Consider the following 16,178-nt stretch of genomic DNA (forward strand, 5'->3'; position numbering starts at 1 on the left):
TGAATATATTAGCAATATTATTGTATACATACGTTTTGATGAGATTTATAAAATTTGCAATCGCCCTTATAATACTTTCAGTTACTGTGCAGCTTTCTGTATTTGCGCAGCAGGATAGTGTCGTTTTAGATAACATTCTAAAAAAAACAAAAAAAGTCAGCGATGAGCGCCCGGTAGAAAAGGTTTACCTGCATTTTGACAAACCTTATTACAGTGTTGCAGATACCATTTGGTTTAAAGCCTATTTAACCATGGAACAGAACCTGCTTTCGCAGCTCAGCAAAATTGTGTATGTAGATGTGATCAGCAACAAGGACTCCCTGGTCCAGACCATAAAATTACCGGTTACAGGTGGTGTAGCCTATGGAAACATTCCCCTTACCCCCGGGACCTACCAGCAGGGCAACTATTACTTCAAGGCTTATACCCTCTGGATGCTGAATTTTGATGACGCTTATTTTTTCAGCAAGACCATCCCTGTTGGTGAGGCCATAGACAAACAGCTGAATACCCATTTCAGTTATAAAACTACCGGAGCAGACAAAGCCCAGGTGATTGATGCGGTGGTACAATTTAAAAACCGCGACAATGTGGTTCAGGCCGGTAAAACCGTAAACTGGAAAGTGCTGTCCAATTATGATATTGTAAGTAAAGGCAAAGGGCTTACTGATCAGAATGGTATCTTAAGGATCAAAATTGATCCCAGAAAAGCAGAGGGCATCCAGAATGGGGAGCTCATTACCGATATCAATTTAACAGAAAAAGATGTGCAGACTGCATCTTTTAAGCTAAAGCCCACCCTGGCATCGGCTAATGACCTGCAGTTTTTCCCTGAAGGTGGTGAACTGATTACAGGGATAGCCACAAGAATTGGTTTCAAAGCCATCAACAGCAATGGGGTCGGCATAAATTTAAAAGGTTCTATTGTAGACAATGGAGGCAATAAGCTCAGTGATATCAGTTCTTCCAACCTTGGCATGGGTTCTTTTTACCTGAATGCCGAGGCAGGAAAGTCCTATAAAGCAAATGTAACCTTTGCAGATGGCAGCACAAAAAGTTTCGACTTGCCTAAGAGCCTGGAAAGCGGCATCGCAGCTCAGGTAAACAATACCGATTCCCTGGCGTTTAACCTGAAAATTGTGGCCAACGACCCATACTATCAAGCAAACAAAGGTAAAACCTTATTTATAGTAGCTACAAATGGGGGTATCATTTATTATGCGGCAAAAACCAAACTGAACACACAGGTTACCTCTGCCCGTATTCCGAAAGACAAGTTCCCGGCAGGCATCGTACAGATTACTTTGTTTAATGAAACCGGGAATCCGATAAGTGAACGACTTGCCTTCAACTATAGGACTGACGGGCTAAAGCTGAACCTAAAAAGCGATCTGCCTACTTACAAACCACGTCAGAAAGTTAAACTGGCCGTTAGCGCAAAGGACGGGGAGCAACTGGCTGAGGGTAATTTTTCTGTGTCGGTTACCGACGAACAAAAAGTGCTGGTGGATGAAAATTCCGAGATCACCATATTAAGTTCGTTATTGCTGACTTCTGATTTGAAGGGCTATGTGGAGAAACCGAACTATTATTTTAACAAAACCAATGCAAAAAAACTGGCCGACCTGGACGTGCTGCTGCTCACCCAGGGTTTCCGGCGATATACCTATAAAGAGATCATTGATGGTAAATATCCGGCCATCTCCTTTTTACCGGAACAAGATATGCGCTTAACTGGTACCCTGCGGGACAGAACAGGCATGCCTGTAAGAAAAGGCACTTTACGTTTAACTGTTCCGGGAACAACACAGGCCAAAGAAGTAATGACCACTGCACTGGGTGTTTTCTCTTTCCAGAACCTTACTTTCCAGGATTCCTCTGATGTGGTGATCAATGCCAAATATAGTGTTAACGGAAACGGGCCTATGATTATGCTGGATGGACAGCCAGCCCCACCGGTAACCGGGAACCCGCATCCGGGAGAAGAAATTACAAACATAGACAGTGCCATGTCTTCCTACCTGAACAACAGCAAAAGACAGTACAGCTATTTACGCACACTTAAAGAAGTAAAAATTGAAGGTGCCAAAGCCAAAAGACCAAGCCATTCTGATTATCCTTCACTTTCTGGTTTAAGCTCCATCAACGCTACCGTTATAGAAGGCGATCGCTTCCAGGGCTGTAACATCCTGGCCCTGTGTTTACAGACTATGGCTACAGGACTGACCTTTTTTGAAGACAAATTTTATGTTACGCGCGACTACAATGCAGGCAGCAGGGTTCCTGTACAGATCTTTTTGAACGGGATGCCAATTGACTATATCGGACTTGGGAGCGTACAATCCTCAGATGTAGAAAATGTAGAGGTATTTACCAGGGATGATCTGGGCACGGTAAACCGGATGTACAACACCAACGGCGTTTTGGTGATCAATACCAAGAAAGTCCCTAAGGGCACAAAAATGAGCATGGAAGAGTTCAAAAAGCTGATCCCTGATCCTGCGGTTCTTAAAATTAAACCAAAAGGTTACAGCAAACAGCGTGAATTTTACATGCCTAAATATGTAAATGCCGCGGCAACCTATAACTTTAATGATCTGCGCAGTACCATTTACTGGAACCCTAAAGTGGTTACCACTGCCGCAGGAGGTTTATCGCTGGAGTATTACAATGCCGATGGCAAGGGTACTTACAAAGCGGTGATAGAAGGGGTAGACAAAAACGGGAACGTAAGCCGCGCTGTCTACCGCTATACTGTTAAATAAGTTTATTCTTCCTCTTTTTTTGGTTCTTCAATGGGCAAATGCTTGCATTTCAGCCCGGATTCGGTCATTACCCAGTCTGTGAACTCGGCATCACCGGCATTGTCGTTACAGGTCCAGTAATCGTAAATGGAAAGATACCTGTGCAGTGACCTGCTGACCCTGATCTGGGTGCCTACCGGGACTTTCATCGTCAATGCCACTTCCTGTCCTCGCCAGTTGGCATTTTTTGGCAGCCACAGCATCGGGCCAAAATTCAGTACTGCGCCCTGCTGCAGAAAACCGTAGTGGACATTCTGTGCGTTCTTTAAAGCGGCTTCAAAGGTTTTGCCCCTTGCTTTGTAATTCTGGCTGATCTCGGTCTTGCCGTCCTCGCTTTTTTCTATCCTGATCCAGATGTTCCGGGGCGCATCAAAATCATCGTCACGATCGTCCAGAATTCTTCTCTCTTTATAATTCTGTGGGTCAATACCATAATTAAGGCTGTCTTCCTTCGTGAAAAACTTAGTAAAATCGGCCTTTAAGGTATATTCCTTAAAAGGCCTGATGGCCGTATTCTGTGTAAACTCCGCGCCTTCTTTAAACTCCGACGATATTTTGGCTACATAATAAATACCAAACACCACGCTGCCCAGCCATACGATCAGCATTCCAAATGAAAAGGCTTTGTTTATGGGCTTACCGTTGAAAGCAACCCGCAGCGAGAAAATAATAAGGGCCAGTACCGGAATACCAAACAAGAGGAGTGCTGCAAAAACCACTGCGGGGATATACTCCTGGTTGATGATGTTCAGGGGAAAATAACTGAAGATATCAGCATCCCAGAAACCAAACAGCGCCGCAGCAGCCGAAATGAGGGCCAGTATAAGGAATGACCCAAAAACCGTAATGCTGATGGCAATGACTTTAAGGATAATCCTTCCTGTTCCCTGCAGAAAGTTCCAGATCACTTCAAAAAATTCTGCTACAAAACCTTTGGATTGTTTAACCAATGGATGCTGATGGCTGTTGGCAAAGCCACGTAAAGTGGGTTCCTCACCGTACATCGACATCCGTTCAAAACGTGTTTTTGCCTTTGGCACCATGATCCAGAAAATGATATAGGCCAGCAAGCCCGAACCAAAGATGAAAATGGTAAGAAAAGTAAACAACCTTACCCATTTCACATTCAGGTCCAGGTAATGCGCCAAGCCAGCGCATACTCCGGCAATCATAGCCTGGTCGGTATCCCTGTATAATTTCTTTATGGAATCGTACTCCTGCGGGGCGGCATATTTTTCATCTGTTTCTTCTGAAGTTTCAAAATCCTTTACAGAGCCCATCTGCTGCATAACGGATTGAACATCGGCAATACCGATCACCTGCTTTTGCTGAACGCTCAGCATTTCAGCAAACATCTCTGCTATGCGGTTTTCAATGTCCGTTACAATTTCAAAATCATCTGCATTTCTTGCAAAGTGCTGCTTTACCTCGTTCAGGTAAATGGTAAGCATTTCATAGGCATCCTCTTCAATATGAATAATGGAGTTGCCAATATTTATGTTGTGTGTCTTCTTCATGAGTTTGTGGGATTAACTGGTCCTTTTGATTCCTGATCGGCTACCTTCCTGGATGTATTTATGGCATATTCAAGCTCCTGCCAGGTGGTATCCAGCTGCTTTAAAATGGCTTTGCCATCTTCGGTTAGCATGTAGTACTTGCGTGGCGGGCCCGAAGTTGATTCTACCCAGTTGTAGCTCAGCAAGCCATTGTTCTTCAAGCGTGTAAGCAAGGGATAAAGTGTGCCCTCTACCACCAGAAGCCTGGCTTGTTTCAATTCTGCGATGATATCTGAAGCATAAATTTCGCCTCTTGATATAATGAGCAGGACACAATATTCAATTATGCCCTTCCGCATTTGTGTTTGGGTATTCTCTGCTATCATAATACAAAGTTATATGCTTTATATAGTAATATGCAATACATAGTACTATAAAAACAACAAAATAAAAATTAAAAGTCTGATTATCAATACAATTAATTTTTCATAAAAAAAGAAATTCGATATTTAAAGAAGAAAAAAGGTGGAAAAACTAAAGTTTTCCACAATTCCACATATTTAATGCATTATGGCTTGGCCTTTGATAGTATTTGGGTACATCTATCAAAATTACATCTACCTATGTTAATCAATCTTAATCCCATTCTTCAGGTTTTTGCCAGGCAAAAGGAAGAAAAAAAAGAAAGAGTACTGAGCCGAAAAGAATGGATCAATGCCGATCGGATTGTAATGATTATACTTTTTCTGGGTGTAATTATAGGCGCAATTGTCTTTTCCTGATTGATTTAAAGTAATAAAGTATCAATTCTATGGGCCTGAACCCTTTGCTGTTGGGGCGACCAGCTGTAAATGGTAAAATGTCCGTCCTGAGAGGCAACCAGCGCCATGGCATCTCTCTGATCGTGAACAAACTGGGCAGCCGAAAGGTGCCGTGTGCCCCCTACTTTAGAAGGATGGAGCACTACCGCAGCGCCCCCAATAATCGGTTCCGAAAAAGAGAGCTCATCAATATTTTCTTTTCCTTTGGCCCTTCCTATTTTGGCACCGAAGGCGAGCAGTTCGTATGATGTACTGATCACCGTGGCACCATCTACAGCTGTTAATCCCGCCAGGTGCTCTACTTCACGTTTAAGCGCCGTTTGCCAGAAGATCTGGCTAGCCTCCTTCCTCTCCTGCTGCAGCAACTTGGAGAGCCCGGTAAATGAAGGTTGAATACCATATTGTATAGGCTTAATGATAGACTGCAGCCAGTTCCTGGTTTCATTTGGCACAACAAGCAGCGTACCACCCCGGCCATGGGCACGCATAGAAACCGCAAGCTGGATGAGCACATTGACAGCATCGTTCCAGTAGGAAGGTGCGGTTAAATCGAGCAGCGACAACAGCATTGGCGGACAATCGGGCAGGCTGCTGTGGTGGCTTTCTACAACTTTGACCTGATCGCCCTTCAATACGGCCAGGTTAGTAAATTTACCGAAACCATAAATGCGGCGGTGTTTAATGACCAGCAATGCCGGCTCAGATACATCCACCACAAAACAAAAGTTGGGTATGCTTACCGTAGTTCCCCATACATACAATTCCCCTTCTTCAATCCAGATGCCCAGATGTATGCCCGCGCGTTCAACACCAGGAGCAATTTTTGTTAAAGTACCGGGATTTAAAGGCAGCCGCTGCTTAAAAAGCAAGGGGTTTCCGGCCTGCTGGGGTGGCAAATAAGCAAGGGATATTTTTGGGGAATGGCCCTCTTCTTTACGCAGACTGGCCCAGAATGTCGCATCCAGAATGGCTTCAACCACGTCTGCAGTAGGCAACGGCGCCAGGTCCTCTTCTCCGCTTTCACTGGCAGCACTAAGGTGTTGCGCAAAAATGGCTTCCACTTTTGGGGCAATAACTTTTGCTGCCTGATAGGTTGTGCGGTAGATCATGCCCTAAAGTTAATTCATTTAGGGCAAAACACCACATCATTTAATTGTCAATCTCACACCCATAAAGCCCCTTATGCGCTGGTTTGGCCCGTATACATAGGTAGGGTCAAAAGTCAGATTATAGGGATTGTCTACCTCAGGATGTTTATCAAAGGGATCATTTGCGCGGGCAATGATAAAGGGATTGCCCCGGTTAGGTGTCCAGTTGAGCAGGTTTTTAACACCGCCATAAAGCTCTATCTTTTTAAAGCCCCCGAAAGTAAGCTGAATGTTCTGTATGCTCCATGTTGGTGAGTATTCCTTACGCGGATCAAGCTCATTTAATAAGGGCAGGCGCATCGGGCTATAAATATTGCCGGTATAGTCCAGCGTTAGTTTTAAGGGCCTGATCTTGTAGGAAACCGCCCAGTTGCCCGAAAACTTTTCAGTGAGGATCTGCTGTTTTTTAACACCGCTCTCATAAGTAGCCACATCCTGATAGGTACCCCCAAATATGATTTTCAGGCCATTGGTAAGGGTGAGGTCTATATTGGTGCTGAGGCCCTTACTTACCGCATATCCATCCAGGTTATCGTAAATGATCTGGTTGGGATTGGTGTCAAAATCTCCTATAATCCTGTTGTTGAAATGGGTATAAAAAGCAGATGATTCTATACCGAAAAATGTTCCGTTGGACAGGTATATTTTTTTCAGGTAGTTCAGGTTTACATTGTATGTTTTTTCGGGTTTCAGCTCATTTACCACCTTTACTTCCCTCGCCCCGGTTAATGCAGCATGGTCCTCCGTAAAAATATTGACCACCCTGAAACCTGTACCGGCATTTAAGCGGAGGATGTTATTGTCGTTGATGCTCCATTTATAGGCCAATCTCGGTGTAAATATATTACCGTGTACAGAATTGTAATCGTACCTGAACCCGGCCAGGAACTTATGCTTTGGGGCCAGTGTAATTTCGTCCTGTACAAAAACCCCGGGCAGCCAGGTATTTTTTTTCAGGCTTTGGTTCATACTTGTGGTAGCTGGCGTATTGTCGTCGTAATAGGTGTAACGCATTGCTGCACCAAACAGCAGGTCGTGATTATTTATTTGCTTGTCCCAGGTAAGCTGTGCAAAGCCGATTTTCTGTTCGGCAATGTAAGAAGTGATTCCATAGCGGCTGTCCTGATCGTGCTCGTTATAAGAAAAGGCAAGGAATAGTTTTTCACTGACCGGGAGCTGGTAATTTCCGATCAGTTCCCAGCGATTGGTATAAATGCTTTCCCCATACACTTCATCCCCTCCTCTGTAGCTTTTATTCCATTGCATTTCCCCGCCCCAGCGGTCTTCATAAACATATCTTCCGCCCAAGGTAAATATCCGATCATATTTTCTTTTAAAATTCCATTTCTGGAACACGGAAACGCGGTCCTGCAGCGTTACATCCGTAAAATTATCGTGGTTATCATCTATAGGATGCCCGTATTTGAAGTAATTAACCCCGGTTAACACATCTGTGTTTTTACCCGCTTTAAATTTAAAGCCCAGATCGGTATTGAATTCCCGGTAGCTGGTTGCAAAAATATCAGCAGAAAATAAAGGGGCATTTTGCGGCTTTTTAGTGATGATATTGATCAGTCCTCCTACGGCCTCACTTCCATACAGGGATGAAGCCGGCCCTTTCACAATCTCAATCTGCTCTACAAGCGAGTTGGGGATGCCCGACAGGCCATAAACGCTGGAAAGACTGCTCACTATAGGCATGCCATCAATCAGGATCATAGTGTATGGTCCTTCCAGACCATTGATATGGATATCGCCTGTATTGCAGATATTACAGTTTAACTGCGGGCGCACCCCATTTACATTCTGCAGGGCCTCGAAAATACTTGGCGTAGGGTTCTTTCTGAAAAATGCAGGGGTATAGACCTCTACAGGCACCGGACTTTCCAGGCGTCTTACCTCCTTCAGCGTTCCGGTTACCACCACCTCGTTCAGGTCGTTCTGGAAATTACTCAGGTCAAAATCTATTTTTAGGTTTTCATTTGGCTTCAACGCAACTGTTTTAATCATTTTTCTAAAGCCTACGGCAGACACCTGGATTTTATAATTAGCCGGAGCTACTTTATCGAAAGCATAATTTCCCGCACTATCTGTTTTTATAAGCAATGATGTGCCCTGCAAGCTAACGTTTACGTTTGAAAGTGGTTTGTTTTCCGCTGATACCTGTCCCTTAATATGGCCCGGTTGGGCCAGGGACTGAAATGAAAACAGGATCGAAAAAATAAGGGTTATGGAAAAGTATTTCATTTATCTAATTTAATATTAAACATCACAAAACTATAAAAGTTAGATTAACCTAACAAATATAATTTGAGAATTATTATTTTATATTTGCGTTATGCTATCTTATACGGAAGAAAACTACTTAAAGGCTTTGCTCATGCTTAGCTTTCAGAACGCAGAAAGACCAGAGGCCGGCACCAATGAAATGGCCGCATATTTGGGTGTAAAACCCGCTACAGCCACGGATATGCTGAAAAAGCTGAAAGAAAAAGAGCTGGTAACCTATCAGAAATACGGGAAGATCTTACTGACAGATTTGGGCAGAAAAAAAGGGATAGCGATATTGAGGAAACACCGCTTATGGGAAACCTTTTTATATGAAAAGCTGGATTTTAGCTGGGATGAAGTGCATGAAGTAGCCGAACAACTGGAGCATATCCAGTCGGCCAAACTGGTAGATAAGCTGGAAGAATTCCTGAATTTCCCTGAATTCGACCCTCATGGGGATCCCATTCCAAAAGCAAATGGCGATATTCCGAGCATTGATAAAGTACTTTTATCAGAAATAAAAGCGGGCGAAACCTGTATGGTTGTGGCGGTTAAAGATACTTCTGCTGTATTTCTGCAATACCTGGAGAAACTAAAGATCACGATAGGCACCACAATAAAAGTTTTAGAGTTAATTGATTTTGACGGATCCCTTACCATCGGGATTGAGAAAGAAGAAGCAAGAAGTGTTTCCATGAAGTTTGCGGAAAGTCTTTTTGTAAGGAGATAGTCGTAAGTTTGTATCTATGTCTACAGAGATAAAATGCCCCAATTGTTCGCATACCTTCCCTATTGAGGAGGTAATGGCAGAGGAATATAAAAAAGACCTTCGCGAAAAGATGGTCTCTTTTACCAAACAAAAGGACGAGGAATACAATAAAAAGCTGAACGAATTTGCCCAGCAGCAGAAGCAGCAGGAACAGGCTTTCGAGCAGCAGAAACAGCAACAGGCCCAGCTATTTGAACAAAAGCTGGAAGCTGAAAAAAAACAGCTGCAGCAGGTGCTGGAAGAAAACCTCCGAAAAAGCATTGCCTCCGATTTTGAGAACAAGCTGCAAATGCTGGACAATGCCAATAAGGACAGCGAAGAAAAATTAAAGCTTGCACGTGCAAAAGAACTGGAATTCCTGAAAAAGGAACAGGCCATGAAAGAGAAGGAAGCGGAGCTGGAACTGGAGGTACAAAGGAAACTTCAGGAGCAGCGTACCGAAATGGTAGAGCAGATCCGTAAGCAGGAAGCCGAAAAAAACAGTTTAAAAGAGACTGAACACCAGTTAAGGGTGAAGGAGCTCGAAAAGCAGCTTGACGACCAAAAAAAACTGGCAGAAGAAATGAAGCGGAAGGCCGAACAGGGCTCTATGCAACTGCAGGGCGAAGTACAGGAACTGATCCTTGAGGAGTTGCTCCGGAATACTTTTCCGTTCGACCTGGTTACAGAAGTCGGGAAAGGGGTTAGAGGGGCCGACTGCGTACACCACATCAGGAACCAGTTTGGCCAGGAATGCGGTAAGATCATCTATGAGAGCAAGCGGACCAAGGACTTTTCTATGGAATGGATTGAAAAGCTGAAAAAAGACATGCGCAGCATGGGTGTAGATGTAGCCGTAATTGTAACCCAGGCTTACCCGAAAGGCATGGATTGCTTTGGAGAAAGAGATGGGGTATGGATCTGTTCTTTTGACGAGGTAAAAGCAGTATCCTATATCCTCAGGGACGGGATTGTAAAGCTGTTCAGTGCGGCCAAATCACAGGAAAACAGGGGCGATAAAATGCATATGCTGTACGACTACCTGACCAGCAATGAATTTTCTGAGCAATGGAAAGCCATCCGGGAAGGCTTCATGAGCATGAAACTGTCTATCCAGAGGGAGCGCGATGCCATGGAAAAACTATGGAAGGCCAGGGAAAAACAACTGGAAAAAGTAATGCTGAATGCCGCCCACATCCGCGGCTCCATCGAGGGCATTGCGGGAACAGACAGCATACAGCTGAACCTGACAGATGAGGACGATGAACCTTTATTGCTGGAATAAATGATCTATTCGAATAAGAAAGTACAGCCTTCCGCCAATCTTGCAGCACAGAACGCTAAGATCATTGCAAATGTGAATGCACTTAAAGAAAAGAATCTGCTCAGGATTGAAGGGAATGAGGTGTTTGTATATCCGGCCATATGGAAAGATCAGGCCACGGCCCTGAACTGGATCAAATGCCTGCATATCTATTGCATGCTGAAACATCGTTTTAAAGAGAAAGACCTGCTTGATTTTAAGGATTACACTACAGGAGAGCTGATCGGCACCTTTAAAAACAAAAAAGCGACCGTACTTTTTACTTTTTAGGCTGCCACCTGTTGCAGGCCCACTGCTGCTGCTCGGATGCGGATAAAAAAGACCAGGCTACGAAACGACTGATTTTTTGTCCCTGAGCCATTTCAACAGTCCTGACAACCGCTGGTTTTACCTTTTCCAAAGCTTTATAAATAAAACCTAGGTTGCTGCTTTTGGAAACCAGGCTGCTGAACCAAAGGCATTGACCGGCTATAGCCACACTCTCATTGATCATGTTCCGGATAAAAGCAACCTCCCCACCTTCATACCAGAGTTCTGAATTTTTTCCGCCAAAATTGAGTACTGTTTCTTTCCCCCTATTTTTACCCAGGTTCTGCAGCTTTCTCCTGCTGCCCAACTGTGCCTCTTCGGCAGAAGCATGAAAGGGCGGGTTGCACATACTGAAATCAAACCGCTCCCCCGGCTTAACTATTCCTTTAAAAATATGCCCTTTATGTTGCTGCTGCCGGCAGCCTACTGCATTTGTCAGCGCAGGATTGGCCGCAATAATGGCTTTTGCCGCTTTAATTGCCCCCGGGTCTATATCTGAGCCCAAAAAGCTCCAGCCATACTCCTGTACGCCGATAATGGGATAAATGCAATTTGCCCCCATCCCTATATCCAGTCCTTTAACCTGTCTGCCTTTCGGTGCTACGCCCTTATTTCCTTCGGCCAGCAAATCGGCCAGATAATGGATATAATCGGCCCTGCCGGGAATAGGCGGACAAAGATAATTTGCCGGGATATCCCAATTACTGAGGCCATAAAAATGCTTCAGCAAAGCCTTATTCAGCATTTTAACAGCTGCGGGATCAGAAAAATCGATAGACACGCCCCCATGGGCATTGACTGCCACAAAAGGCTGTAAAGCGGGCAGACTTTTGATCAGCTCAGGAAAATCGTACCTGGACCGGTGCTTATTGCGGGGATGAAGGATATGTTTTTCTTCGGACATGGGTGGTTAAGATGTCTCAAAGGTAAAGCTTTTAGCGAAACTTGGATATGTAAGAAAGTAAGGTTTACTTTGTATGTTTTGCTATTGTACCCAATCAACACCATATGAGCAGGTTTATTAAAAGTTTTGGTTATGCATTTTCGGGACTGGGCCATGCCATTAAAACCCAGCTCAACTTTAGGGTACACCTGCTGGCATTGGCGCTGGTAACTGCATCGGGCTATTGGATTAAACTGACAATCACAGAATGGCTCTGGATCATTGGCGCTGCGGGAATGGTGCTGGTAACCGAGTTGTTGAATACAGCAATTGAGGTATTAACAGACCTGGTTTCCCCGGAGTTACATCCGAAGGCAAAAATCATCAAAGACGTTTCGGCTGCGGCGGTATTGGTTGCGGCACTTACCGCTGTGGCAATAGGCCTGATCATCTTGATCCCAAAACTGCTTTGCCATGCTGCATAAAACCAGGGGCATTGTTTTAAAGACCACATTGTACAGCGAAAACAGCGTGGTGGTACAGATCTTCACTGAAAAGTTTGGCATACAGTCGTACATGATCAACGGGGTTAAAAAGCCCCGGGCAAAGATCAGCATGAACATGCTGCAGCCCCTGCATCTGGTAGATATGGTGGTTTACCATAAGGCCAATACAAATATACAGCGTATTTCTGAACTGCGCCCGGCCCCGGTGTTCAGAAACATTCCTTACGACATCATTAAAAGCACTATTGTTATTTTCCTGAATGAGGTCTTATACAAAAGCATCCGGCAGCAGACGACAGATGAACACCTTTTTGATTTTATTTTTAATGCCATATGCTGGTTTGATGAAACTGAAGAACAAAACGTAAACTTTCATCTTGCCTTTCTACTCAAGCTTTCCAGGTTTTTAGGCTTTGCCCCGAGTACCGAAAACAAAAGCGACCAGAATTATTTCGATTTACAGGAGGGGGAATTCAGATCTATCGTACCTGTACACCCTTATTTCCTGAACAAAGCAGATGCTTTGGTATTCATTTCCTTATTTTCTTTGCCCTTTGAAAAAATAAATGAAATAAATATAGAAAATAAAACGCGCCGCTCCATACTAGATAAAATACTGGTTTACTACACTTTACATACCGCGTCTTTTGGTGAGATCCGTTCCCACCAGGTACTGGAAGATGTTCTGTCTTAAAAAACCACATCTTTTTTTGCAAAAATGATTTTAGGGTGTATATTTGCAATCCCAAAACAAAGGGTTTCTTTGAGAGGGACGAACCAAGGGGAGATTAGCTCAGCTGGTTCAGAGCACCTGCCTTACAAGCAGGGGGTCACTGGTTCGAACCCAGTATCTCCCACCAAAACAGCCGCTCAGCTGTTTCAAAATAAAAAGAGCAGAACCAAGGGGGAGATTAGCTCAGCTGGTTCAGAGCACCTGCCTTACAAGCAGGGGGTCACTGGTTCGAACCCAGTATCTCCCACCAAACAAAAAGCCGTTTTCGATAAGAAGAACGGCTTTTTTTGGCTTCATATGGGGGATTTCGAATACGCAGTATTGTGAGTAAAAGCGAAAAAGAAAAAAGGTTCAGATCTGTTCTTAACCTGCATTCCAATTGAAAATGGCCCCTTAATTCCAGGGGAGCTTGGAGTGGAAAATGGTGTCAGCTAATTATTCACGAATGCTTGTCCTGTCTCCCAGCGTTAGTTCGGCGATTTCGTCTTTCCTTTTGAAAGCAACACCTTCGTGTTGTTGAATGTACCGTATTAAATCTTTTGCTGCCCTAACCATTTGAGGCGTTCCTCCAATTCGATCATGAAAACTTATAGACAATTGTCTTCTTTTAAATTCACTTTCGGCATACAGCTGTTCAAACTCCAGTTTTACCTGATTGAAAAATTGATCGGCTGAAAAGTTTTTCCCTTCAATCAATAGAATATCATTGTTTCGCAGGGTGTAAGGAACGACCGCAAAATCTTGCTGATTGACCTTGATGATAAAAGGCTCGTCTCTGCTCAAATCATCAATGTGATACTTAAATCCAAGCTCCTGTAGTATACTCAGGGTATTTTCACCTCTGCGTAGCCAGTTGGCGTTATAGCCAACTGGATTAAAACCTGTTGTCATTTTGATGGCGTCGACACCATCTTTTATAAATTTCTTTTCTTCTGTATAAGGTAAATTATACTGTGAACTCCAGTTCATGCCGTGGGCCGCCGCTTCGTGTCCGCGGGCCACAATTTCCTTTGCCAATTCAGGGTTTTTTAAAACCGCTGAGCCTACCATATGTGAAGTTACTTTTATTCCCAGCTCATCCCAATTATCCAGCATCCTTGGAATTCCTTCCTTATAGCCATACTGGTACCAGGTAGATGCTGGCAGGTCGATAAATCCTTTCTCCAGATTTTTGGGAAAAGGGCTTTCTGCGTTATCAGGTTGTCCGCCGGCTTCAAACTGCATCGATATTGAAACCACCAATCGTGAGCCATCGCTCCATTTTGTTCTTGTATCCATTTTTTTATTTTTTGTATTGCTGGCCAACAGACGCCCAAATGGCATCATGCTTGCCGCACTTAATAGTCCTGCCTGTTTTATGAATGTTCTTCTTGAATTCATATCGTTCTACTTAAAAAATATTTCATCCAGAGCGATGCTGTTGCTATCAATAAACTGAAGCAAAATGGCAAAGAAAATAATATGAATCAGCTGGGATGGCAGGGCTTCCCAATTTTCGGTCATTGTAGTGCCAAAAATTAACAGCAGCAGAACTATAGCTCCCGCAACTGCTGCAGGCTTGGTAAACAACCCCGTTAGCAACATTAATCCTATGGAAAATTCAGCAACAGGCAGGACGTAACTGAAGGATACTACCAACGCTTTGGGTAACAGCGATTTTTCAAAGCTCCCCACCATCCATTGGCTGAATGCGCTGAGTTTGGGTAAGCGTACCAATCCGTGACCTAACATACTAATGGAAATAGCCAGACGTAGTATCAAAAAAACAAGTGTGTTCATAAAATTCATTTTTAATGTTTGTAATACTGCAAATCTCGTCCTGAATTTTTTGATCTATTTGTACAACTGCTGGAATTATCGGTAAATTTAAAAGATGAAAATTAAGAATCTCCATTTACCCTTTGAAGCCGGCCTGATAGAAACAGATGAATATGTGAGCCAGGAGCACAGAAATACCTATTTTGAAATGTTTTTTATCTTTAAAGGAAAAGGAATTCAGGTGATTAACGAAAATCAACTGGAATACGCTCCCGACAAGCTTTTTTTGCTTTTTCCAAAAGATTTACATGATTTTAAAGTACAGGAAAAAACGAGCTTTTTTTTTCTTCGGTTTAATGAGAGCTACCTGAAGACCCAATCTAAGGAATGGCTGCAGAAGCTGGATTACATTTTCTACAATCACGATCATTTACCCGGCTGTATTCTCAAAAATGTGGAAGATAAACCCTTGATACGAACTTTGGCAGAGGCTATCCTTAAGGAGCAGAAAAGAAAAAATGCATATCAGCAGGAGGTATTGCAACAGCTGATCAACACGATCATTACCATTGCCGCTAGGAATATTGCTTTACTGGGAACAGCAAGACACTATCATCCTTCGCAACCGCTATCGGTATTGGGTTACATACATCAAAACATCTATTCTCCCAATCTGCTAAAGACAGAAGTCATCGCTGAGCATTTTCACGTATCACCCAATTATATGAGCGAGTTTTTCAAAAGACAGACGGGAGAAAGTATGCAGCATTATATTCATTCATACAGAATAAAACTGATAGAAAACAGGCTTTTGTTGACCAACTTCAGGTTGACCGAAATTGCCCTTGAATTTGGGCTAACTGATGTAAGCCATCTCAATAAACTATTCAAAAAATTTAAACAAATGAGTCCCTCTGATTATAGAAGATCAGCCAAATATTCTGGCCTCTAAAACAATAATTTCTAAGGAAAATTCATCAAAAGCTAAAATTTTTGAAATTGGCTCCAGGAAAAGGGCTCCTGCGACATTTAACCTCAATCTTTAGTCTCAAAAATTGACAGACACTGATAATGAGCAGATTGAAGCCAGTTAAAATGGAGTAAATTTTATTTTATTATTTTATAAGGCACATCAAAAGCAGGGAGAACTCAATAAACAATTGAAAAACCATAACAAAGAAAAATGGGAACTTAGACAAAAACAACAAAATGCATTGTTATATTCTGGATGAAATAGCATTTAACCCTTAATCAGGATATGTTAAGATTTCATTCAGGACGATGTCAAGTAATTCCAGAACTGATGTAAAGCAATATCAGGGCTATGCAAGGAGTATACAGACTATATACCTCCCTATCTTCTTCGGACTTTCTTCG

Annotated in this window: 15 protein-coding genes and 2 tRNA genes; 10 read left to right on the forward strand and 7 right to left on the reverse strand. The window is 43.2% G+C overall.

The window, feature by feature from the left end; all coding sequences use genetic code 11:
- The first annotated feature begins 38 nt into the window (after positions 1-38).
- Positions 39-2,765: a hypothetical protein gene (locus tag B9A91_RS07740; RefSeq protein ID WP_084237785.1), complete on the forward strand. Its 2,727-nt coding sequence runs from the start codon at positions 39-41 to the stop codon at positions 2,763-2,765.
- Positions 2,766-2,767: 2 nt separating this feature from the next.
- On the opposite strand, the gene B9A91_RS07745 is transcribed toward B9A91_RS07740, so the two are convergent.
- On the reverse strand, positions 2,768-4,321 hold the full coding sequence (locus tag B9A91_RS07745) for a PspC domain-containing protein (protein WP_084237786.1): 1,554 nt from the start codon (positions 4,319-4,321) through the stop codon (positions 2,768-2,770).
- Positions 4,318-4,686, reverse strand: coding sequence for a PadR family transcriptional regulator (locus tag B9A91_RS07750; protein WP_084237787.1), 369 nt, complete (start codon positions 4,684-4,686; stop codon positions 4,318-4,320). Before B9A91_RS07750 ends, B9A91_RS07745 begins: the two co-directional genes overlap by 4 nt.
- Before the next feature lie 237 nt (positions 4,687-4,923).
- On the opposite strand from B9A91_RS07750, the gene B9A91_RS24210 reads away from it, so the two are divergent.
- Positions 4,924-5,082 carry a hypothetical protein gene (locus B9A91_RS24210; RefSeq protein ID WP_200815615.1) on the forward strand — a complete coding sequence of 53 codons (159 nt, stop codon included), beginning with the start codon at positions 4,924-4,926 and terminating at the stop codon, positions 5,080-5,082.
- A 5-nt stretch (positions 5,083-5,087) separates the two neighbouring features.
- On the opposite strand, the gene B9A91_RS07755 is transcribed toward B9A91_RS24210, so the two are convergent.
- On the reverse strand, positions 5,088-6,230 hold the full coding sequence (locus tag B9A91_RS07755; RefSeq protein WP_084237788.1) for a putative sensor domain DACNV-containing protein: 1,143 nt from the start codon (positions 6,228-6,230) through the stop codon (positions 5,088-5,090).
- 36 nt (positions 6,231-6,266) lie between these two features.
- On the reverse strand, positions 6,267-8,516 hold the full coding sequence (locus tag B9A91_RS07760) for a TonB-dependent receptor (RefSeq protein WP_084237789.1): 2,250 nt from the start codon (positions 8,514-8,516) through the stop codon (positions 6,267-6,269).
- Positions 8,517-8,607: 91 nt separating this feature from the next.
- Here B9A91_RS07760 and B9A91_RS07765 point away from each other — a divergent pair, with 91 nt between their 5' ends.
- From B9A91_RS07765 to B9A91_RS07775, 3 genes are read left to right on the forward strand one after another with little or no spacing between them, the layout of a single operon-like run.
- Entirely contained in the window at positions 8,608-9,270 is a 663-nt protein-coding gene (locus B9A91_RS07765; RefSeq protein ID WP_084237790.1) for a metal-dependent transcriptional regulator, read from the forward strand.
- A gap of 16 nt (positions 9,271-9,286) precedes the next feature.
- Positions 9,287-10,573 (forward strand): DUF2130 domain-containing protein, encoded by a 1,287-nt coding sequence (locus B9A91_RS07770; RefSeq protein WP_235012489.1) that lies wholly within the window; start codon positions 9,287-9,289, stop codon positions 10,571-10,573.
- Positions 10,574-10,882 carry a hypothetical protein gene (locus tag B9A91_RS07775; RefSeq protein WP_084237791.1) on the forward strand — a complete coding sequence of 103 codons (309 nt, stop codon included), beginning with the start codon at positions 10,574-10,576 and terminating at the stop codon, positions 10,880-10,882.
- Here B9A91_RS07775 and rlmF read toward each other — a convergent pair.
- Positions 10,872-11,825: a 23S rRNA (adenine(1618)-N(6))-methyltransferase RlmF gene (rlmF, locus tag B9A91_RS07780; protein WP_084237792.1), complete on the reverse strand. Its 954-nt coding sequence runs from the start codon at positions 11,823-11,825 to the stop codon at positions 10,872-10,874. The two genes, B9A91_RS07775 and rlmF, sit on opposite strands and share 11 nt — an antisense overlap.
- A gap of 104 nt (positions 11,826-11,929) precedes the next feature.
- On the opposite strand from rlmF, the gene B9A91_RS07785 reads away from it, so the two are divergent.
- From B9A91_RS07785 to B9A91_RS07800, 4 genes are all read left to right on the forward strand, one after another.
- Positions 11,930-12,289: a diacylglycerol kinase gene (locus B9A91_RS07785; RefSeq protein WP_084237793.1), complete on the forward strand. Its 360-nt coding sequence runs from the start codon at positions 11,930-11,932 to the stop codon at positions 12,287-12,289.
- The gene (gene recO / locus B9A91_RS07790) at positions 12,279-13,004 is read left to right on the forward strand and encodes a DNA repair protein RecO (protein ID WP_084237794.1); all 726 of its coding nucleotides are present in this window, start codon (positions 12,279-12,281) and stop codon (positions 13,002-13,004) included. The genes B9A91_RS07785 and recO overlap by 11 nt, the downstream gene beginning before the upstream one ends.
- An 88-nt stretch (positions 13,005-13,092) precedes the next feature.
- A tRNA-Val gene (locus B9A91_RS07795) sits at positions 13,093-13,170 on the forward strand.
- 45 nt (positions 13,171-13,215) lie between these two features.
- A tRNA-Val gene (locus tag B9A91_RS07800) sits at positions 13,216-13,293 on the forward strand.
- Between the two features lie 185 nt (positions 13,294-13,478).
- Here the strand turns inward: B9A91_RS07800 and B9A91_RS07805 are convergent.
- Both B9A91_RS07805 and B9A91_RS07810 read right to left on the reverse strand, forming a co-directional pair.
- A complete protein-coding gene (locus B9A91_RS07805; protein WP_235012490.1) occupies positions 13,479-14,321 on the reverse strand; it encodes a polysaccharide deacetylase family protein in 843 nt (280 codons plus the stop codon).
- Between the two features lie 108 nt (positions 14,322-14,429).
- Positions 14,430-14,822, reverse strand: a complete 393-nt coding sequence (locus tag B9A91_RS07810) for a DoxX family protein (protein ID WP_084239626.1) — start codon at positions 14,820-14,822, stop codon at positions 14,430-14,432.
- 94 nt (positions 14,823-14,916) lie between these two features.
- Between B9A91_RS07810 and B9A91_RS07815 the strand changes: the two genes are divergently transcribed.
- On the forward strand, positions 14,917-15,753 hold the full coding sequence (locus B9A91_RS07815; protein WP_084237796.1) for an AraC family transcriptional regulator: 837 nt from the start codon (positions 14,917-14,919) through the stop codon (positions 15,751-15,753).
- Positions 15,754-16,178 lie beyond the last annotated feature (425 nt).

This window comes from Pedobacter africanus (assembly GCF_900176535.1).
In the GTDB taxonomy this organism is placed as follows: domain Bacteria; phylum Bacteroidota; class Bacteroidia; order Sphingobacteriales; family Sphingobacteriaceae; genus Pedobacter; species Pedobacter africanus.

What these genes read in the sequence shown, in the direction of transcription:
- B9A91_RS07740 (WP_084237785.1), top strand. Translation starts at nt 39, where the DNA reads ATGAGATTTATAAAATTTGCAATCGCCCTTATAATACTTTCAGTTACT.
- B9A91_RS07745 (WP_084237786.1), bottom strand. Translation starts at nt 4,321, where the DNA reads ATGAAGAAGACACACAACATAAATATTGGCAACTCCATTATTCATATT.
- B9A91_RS07750 (WP_084237787.1), bottom strand. Translation starts at nt 4,686, where the DNA reads ATGATAGCAGAGAATACCCAAACACAAATGCGGAAGGGCATAATTGAA.
- B9A91_RS24210 (WP_200815615.1), top strand. Translation starts at nt 4,924, where the DNA reads ATGTTAATCAATCTTAATCCCATTCTTCAGGTTTTTGCCAGGCAAAAG.
- B9A91_RS07755 (WP_084237788.1), bottom strand. Translation starts at nt 6,230, where the DNA reads ATGATCTACCGCACAACCTATCAGGCAGCAAAAGTTATTGCCCCAAAA.
- B9A91_RS07760 (WP_084237789.1), bottom strand. Translation starts at nt 8,516, where the DNA reads ATGAAATACTTTTCCATAACCCTTATTTTTTCGATCCTGTTTTCATTT.
- B9A91_RS07765 (WP_084237790.1), top strand. Translation starts at nt 8,608, where the DNA reads ATGCTATCTTATACGGAAGAAAACTACTTAAAGGCTTTGCTCATGCTT.
- B9A91_RS07770 (WP_235012489.1), top strand. Translation starts at nt 9,287, where the DNA reads ATGTCTACAGAGATAAAATGCCCCAATTGTTCGCATACCTTCCCTATT.
- B9A91_RS07775 (WP_084237791.1), top strand. Translation starts at nt 10,574, where the DNA reads ATGATCTATTCGAATAAGAAAGTACAGCCTTCCGCCAATCTTGCAGCA.
- rlmF (WP_084237792.1), bottom strand. Translation starts at nt 11,825, where the DNA reads ATGTCCGAAGAAAAACATATCCTTCATCCCCGCAATAAGCACCGGTCC.
- B9A91_RS07785 (WP_084237793.1), top strand. Translation starts at nt 11,930, where the DNA reads ATGAGCAGGTTTATTAAAAGTTTTGGTTATGCATTTTCGGGACTGGGC.
- recO (WP_084237794.1), top strand. Translation starts at nt 12,279, where the DNA reads ATGCTGCATAAAACCAGGGGCATTGTTTTAAAGACCACATTGTACAGC.
- B9A91_RS07805 (WP_235012490.1), bottom strand. Translation starts at nt 14,321, where the DNA reads ATGGATACAAGAACAAAATGGAGCGATGGCTCACGATTGGTGGTTTCA.
- B9A91_RS07810 (WP_084239626.1), bottom strand. Translation starts at nt 14,822, where the DNA reads ATGAACACACTTGTTTTTTTGATACTACGTCTGGCTATTTCCATTAGT.
- B9A91_RS07815 (WP_084237796.1), top strand. Translation starts at nt 14,917, where the DNA reads ATGAAAATTAAGAATCTCCATTTACCCTTTGAAGCCGGCCTGATAGAA.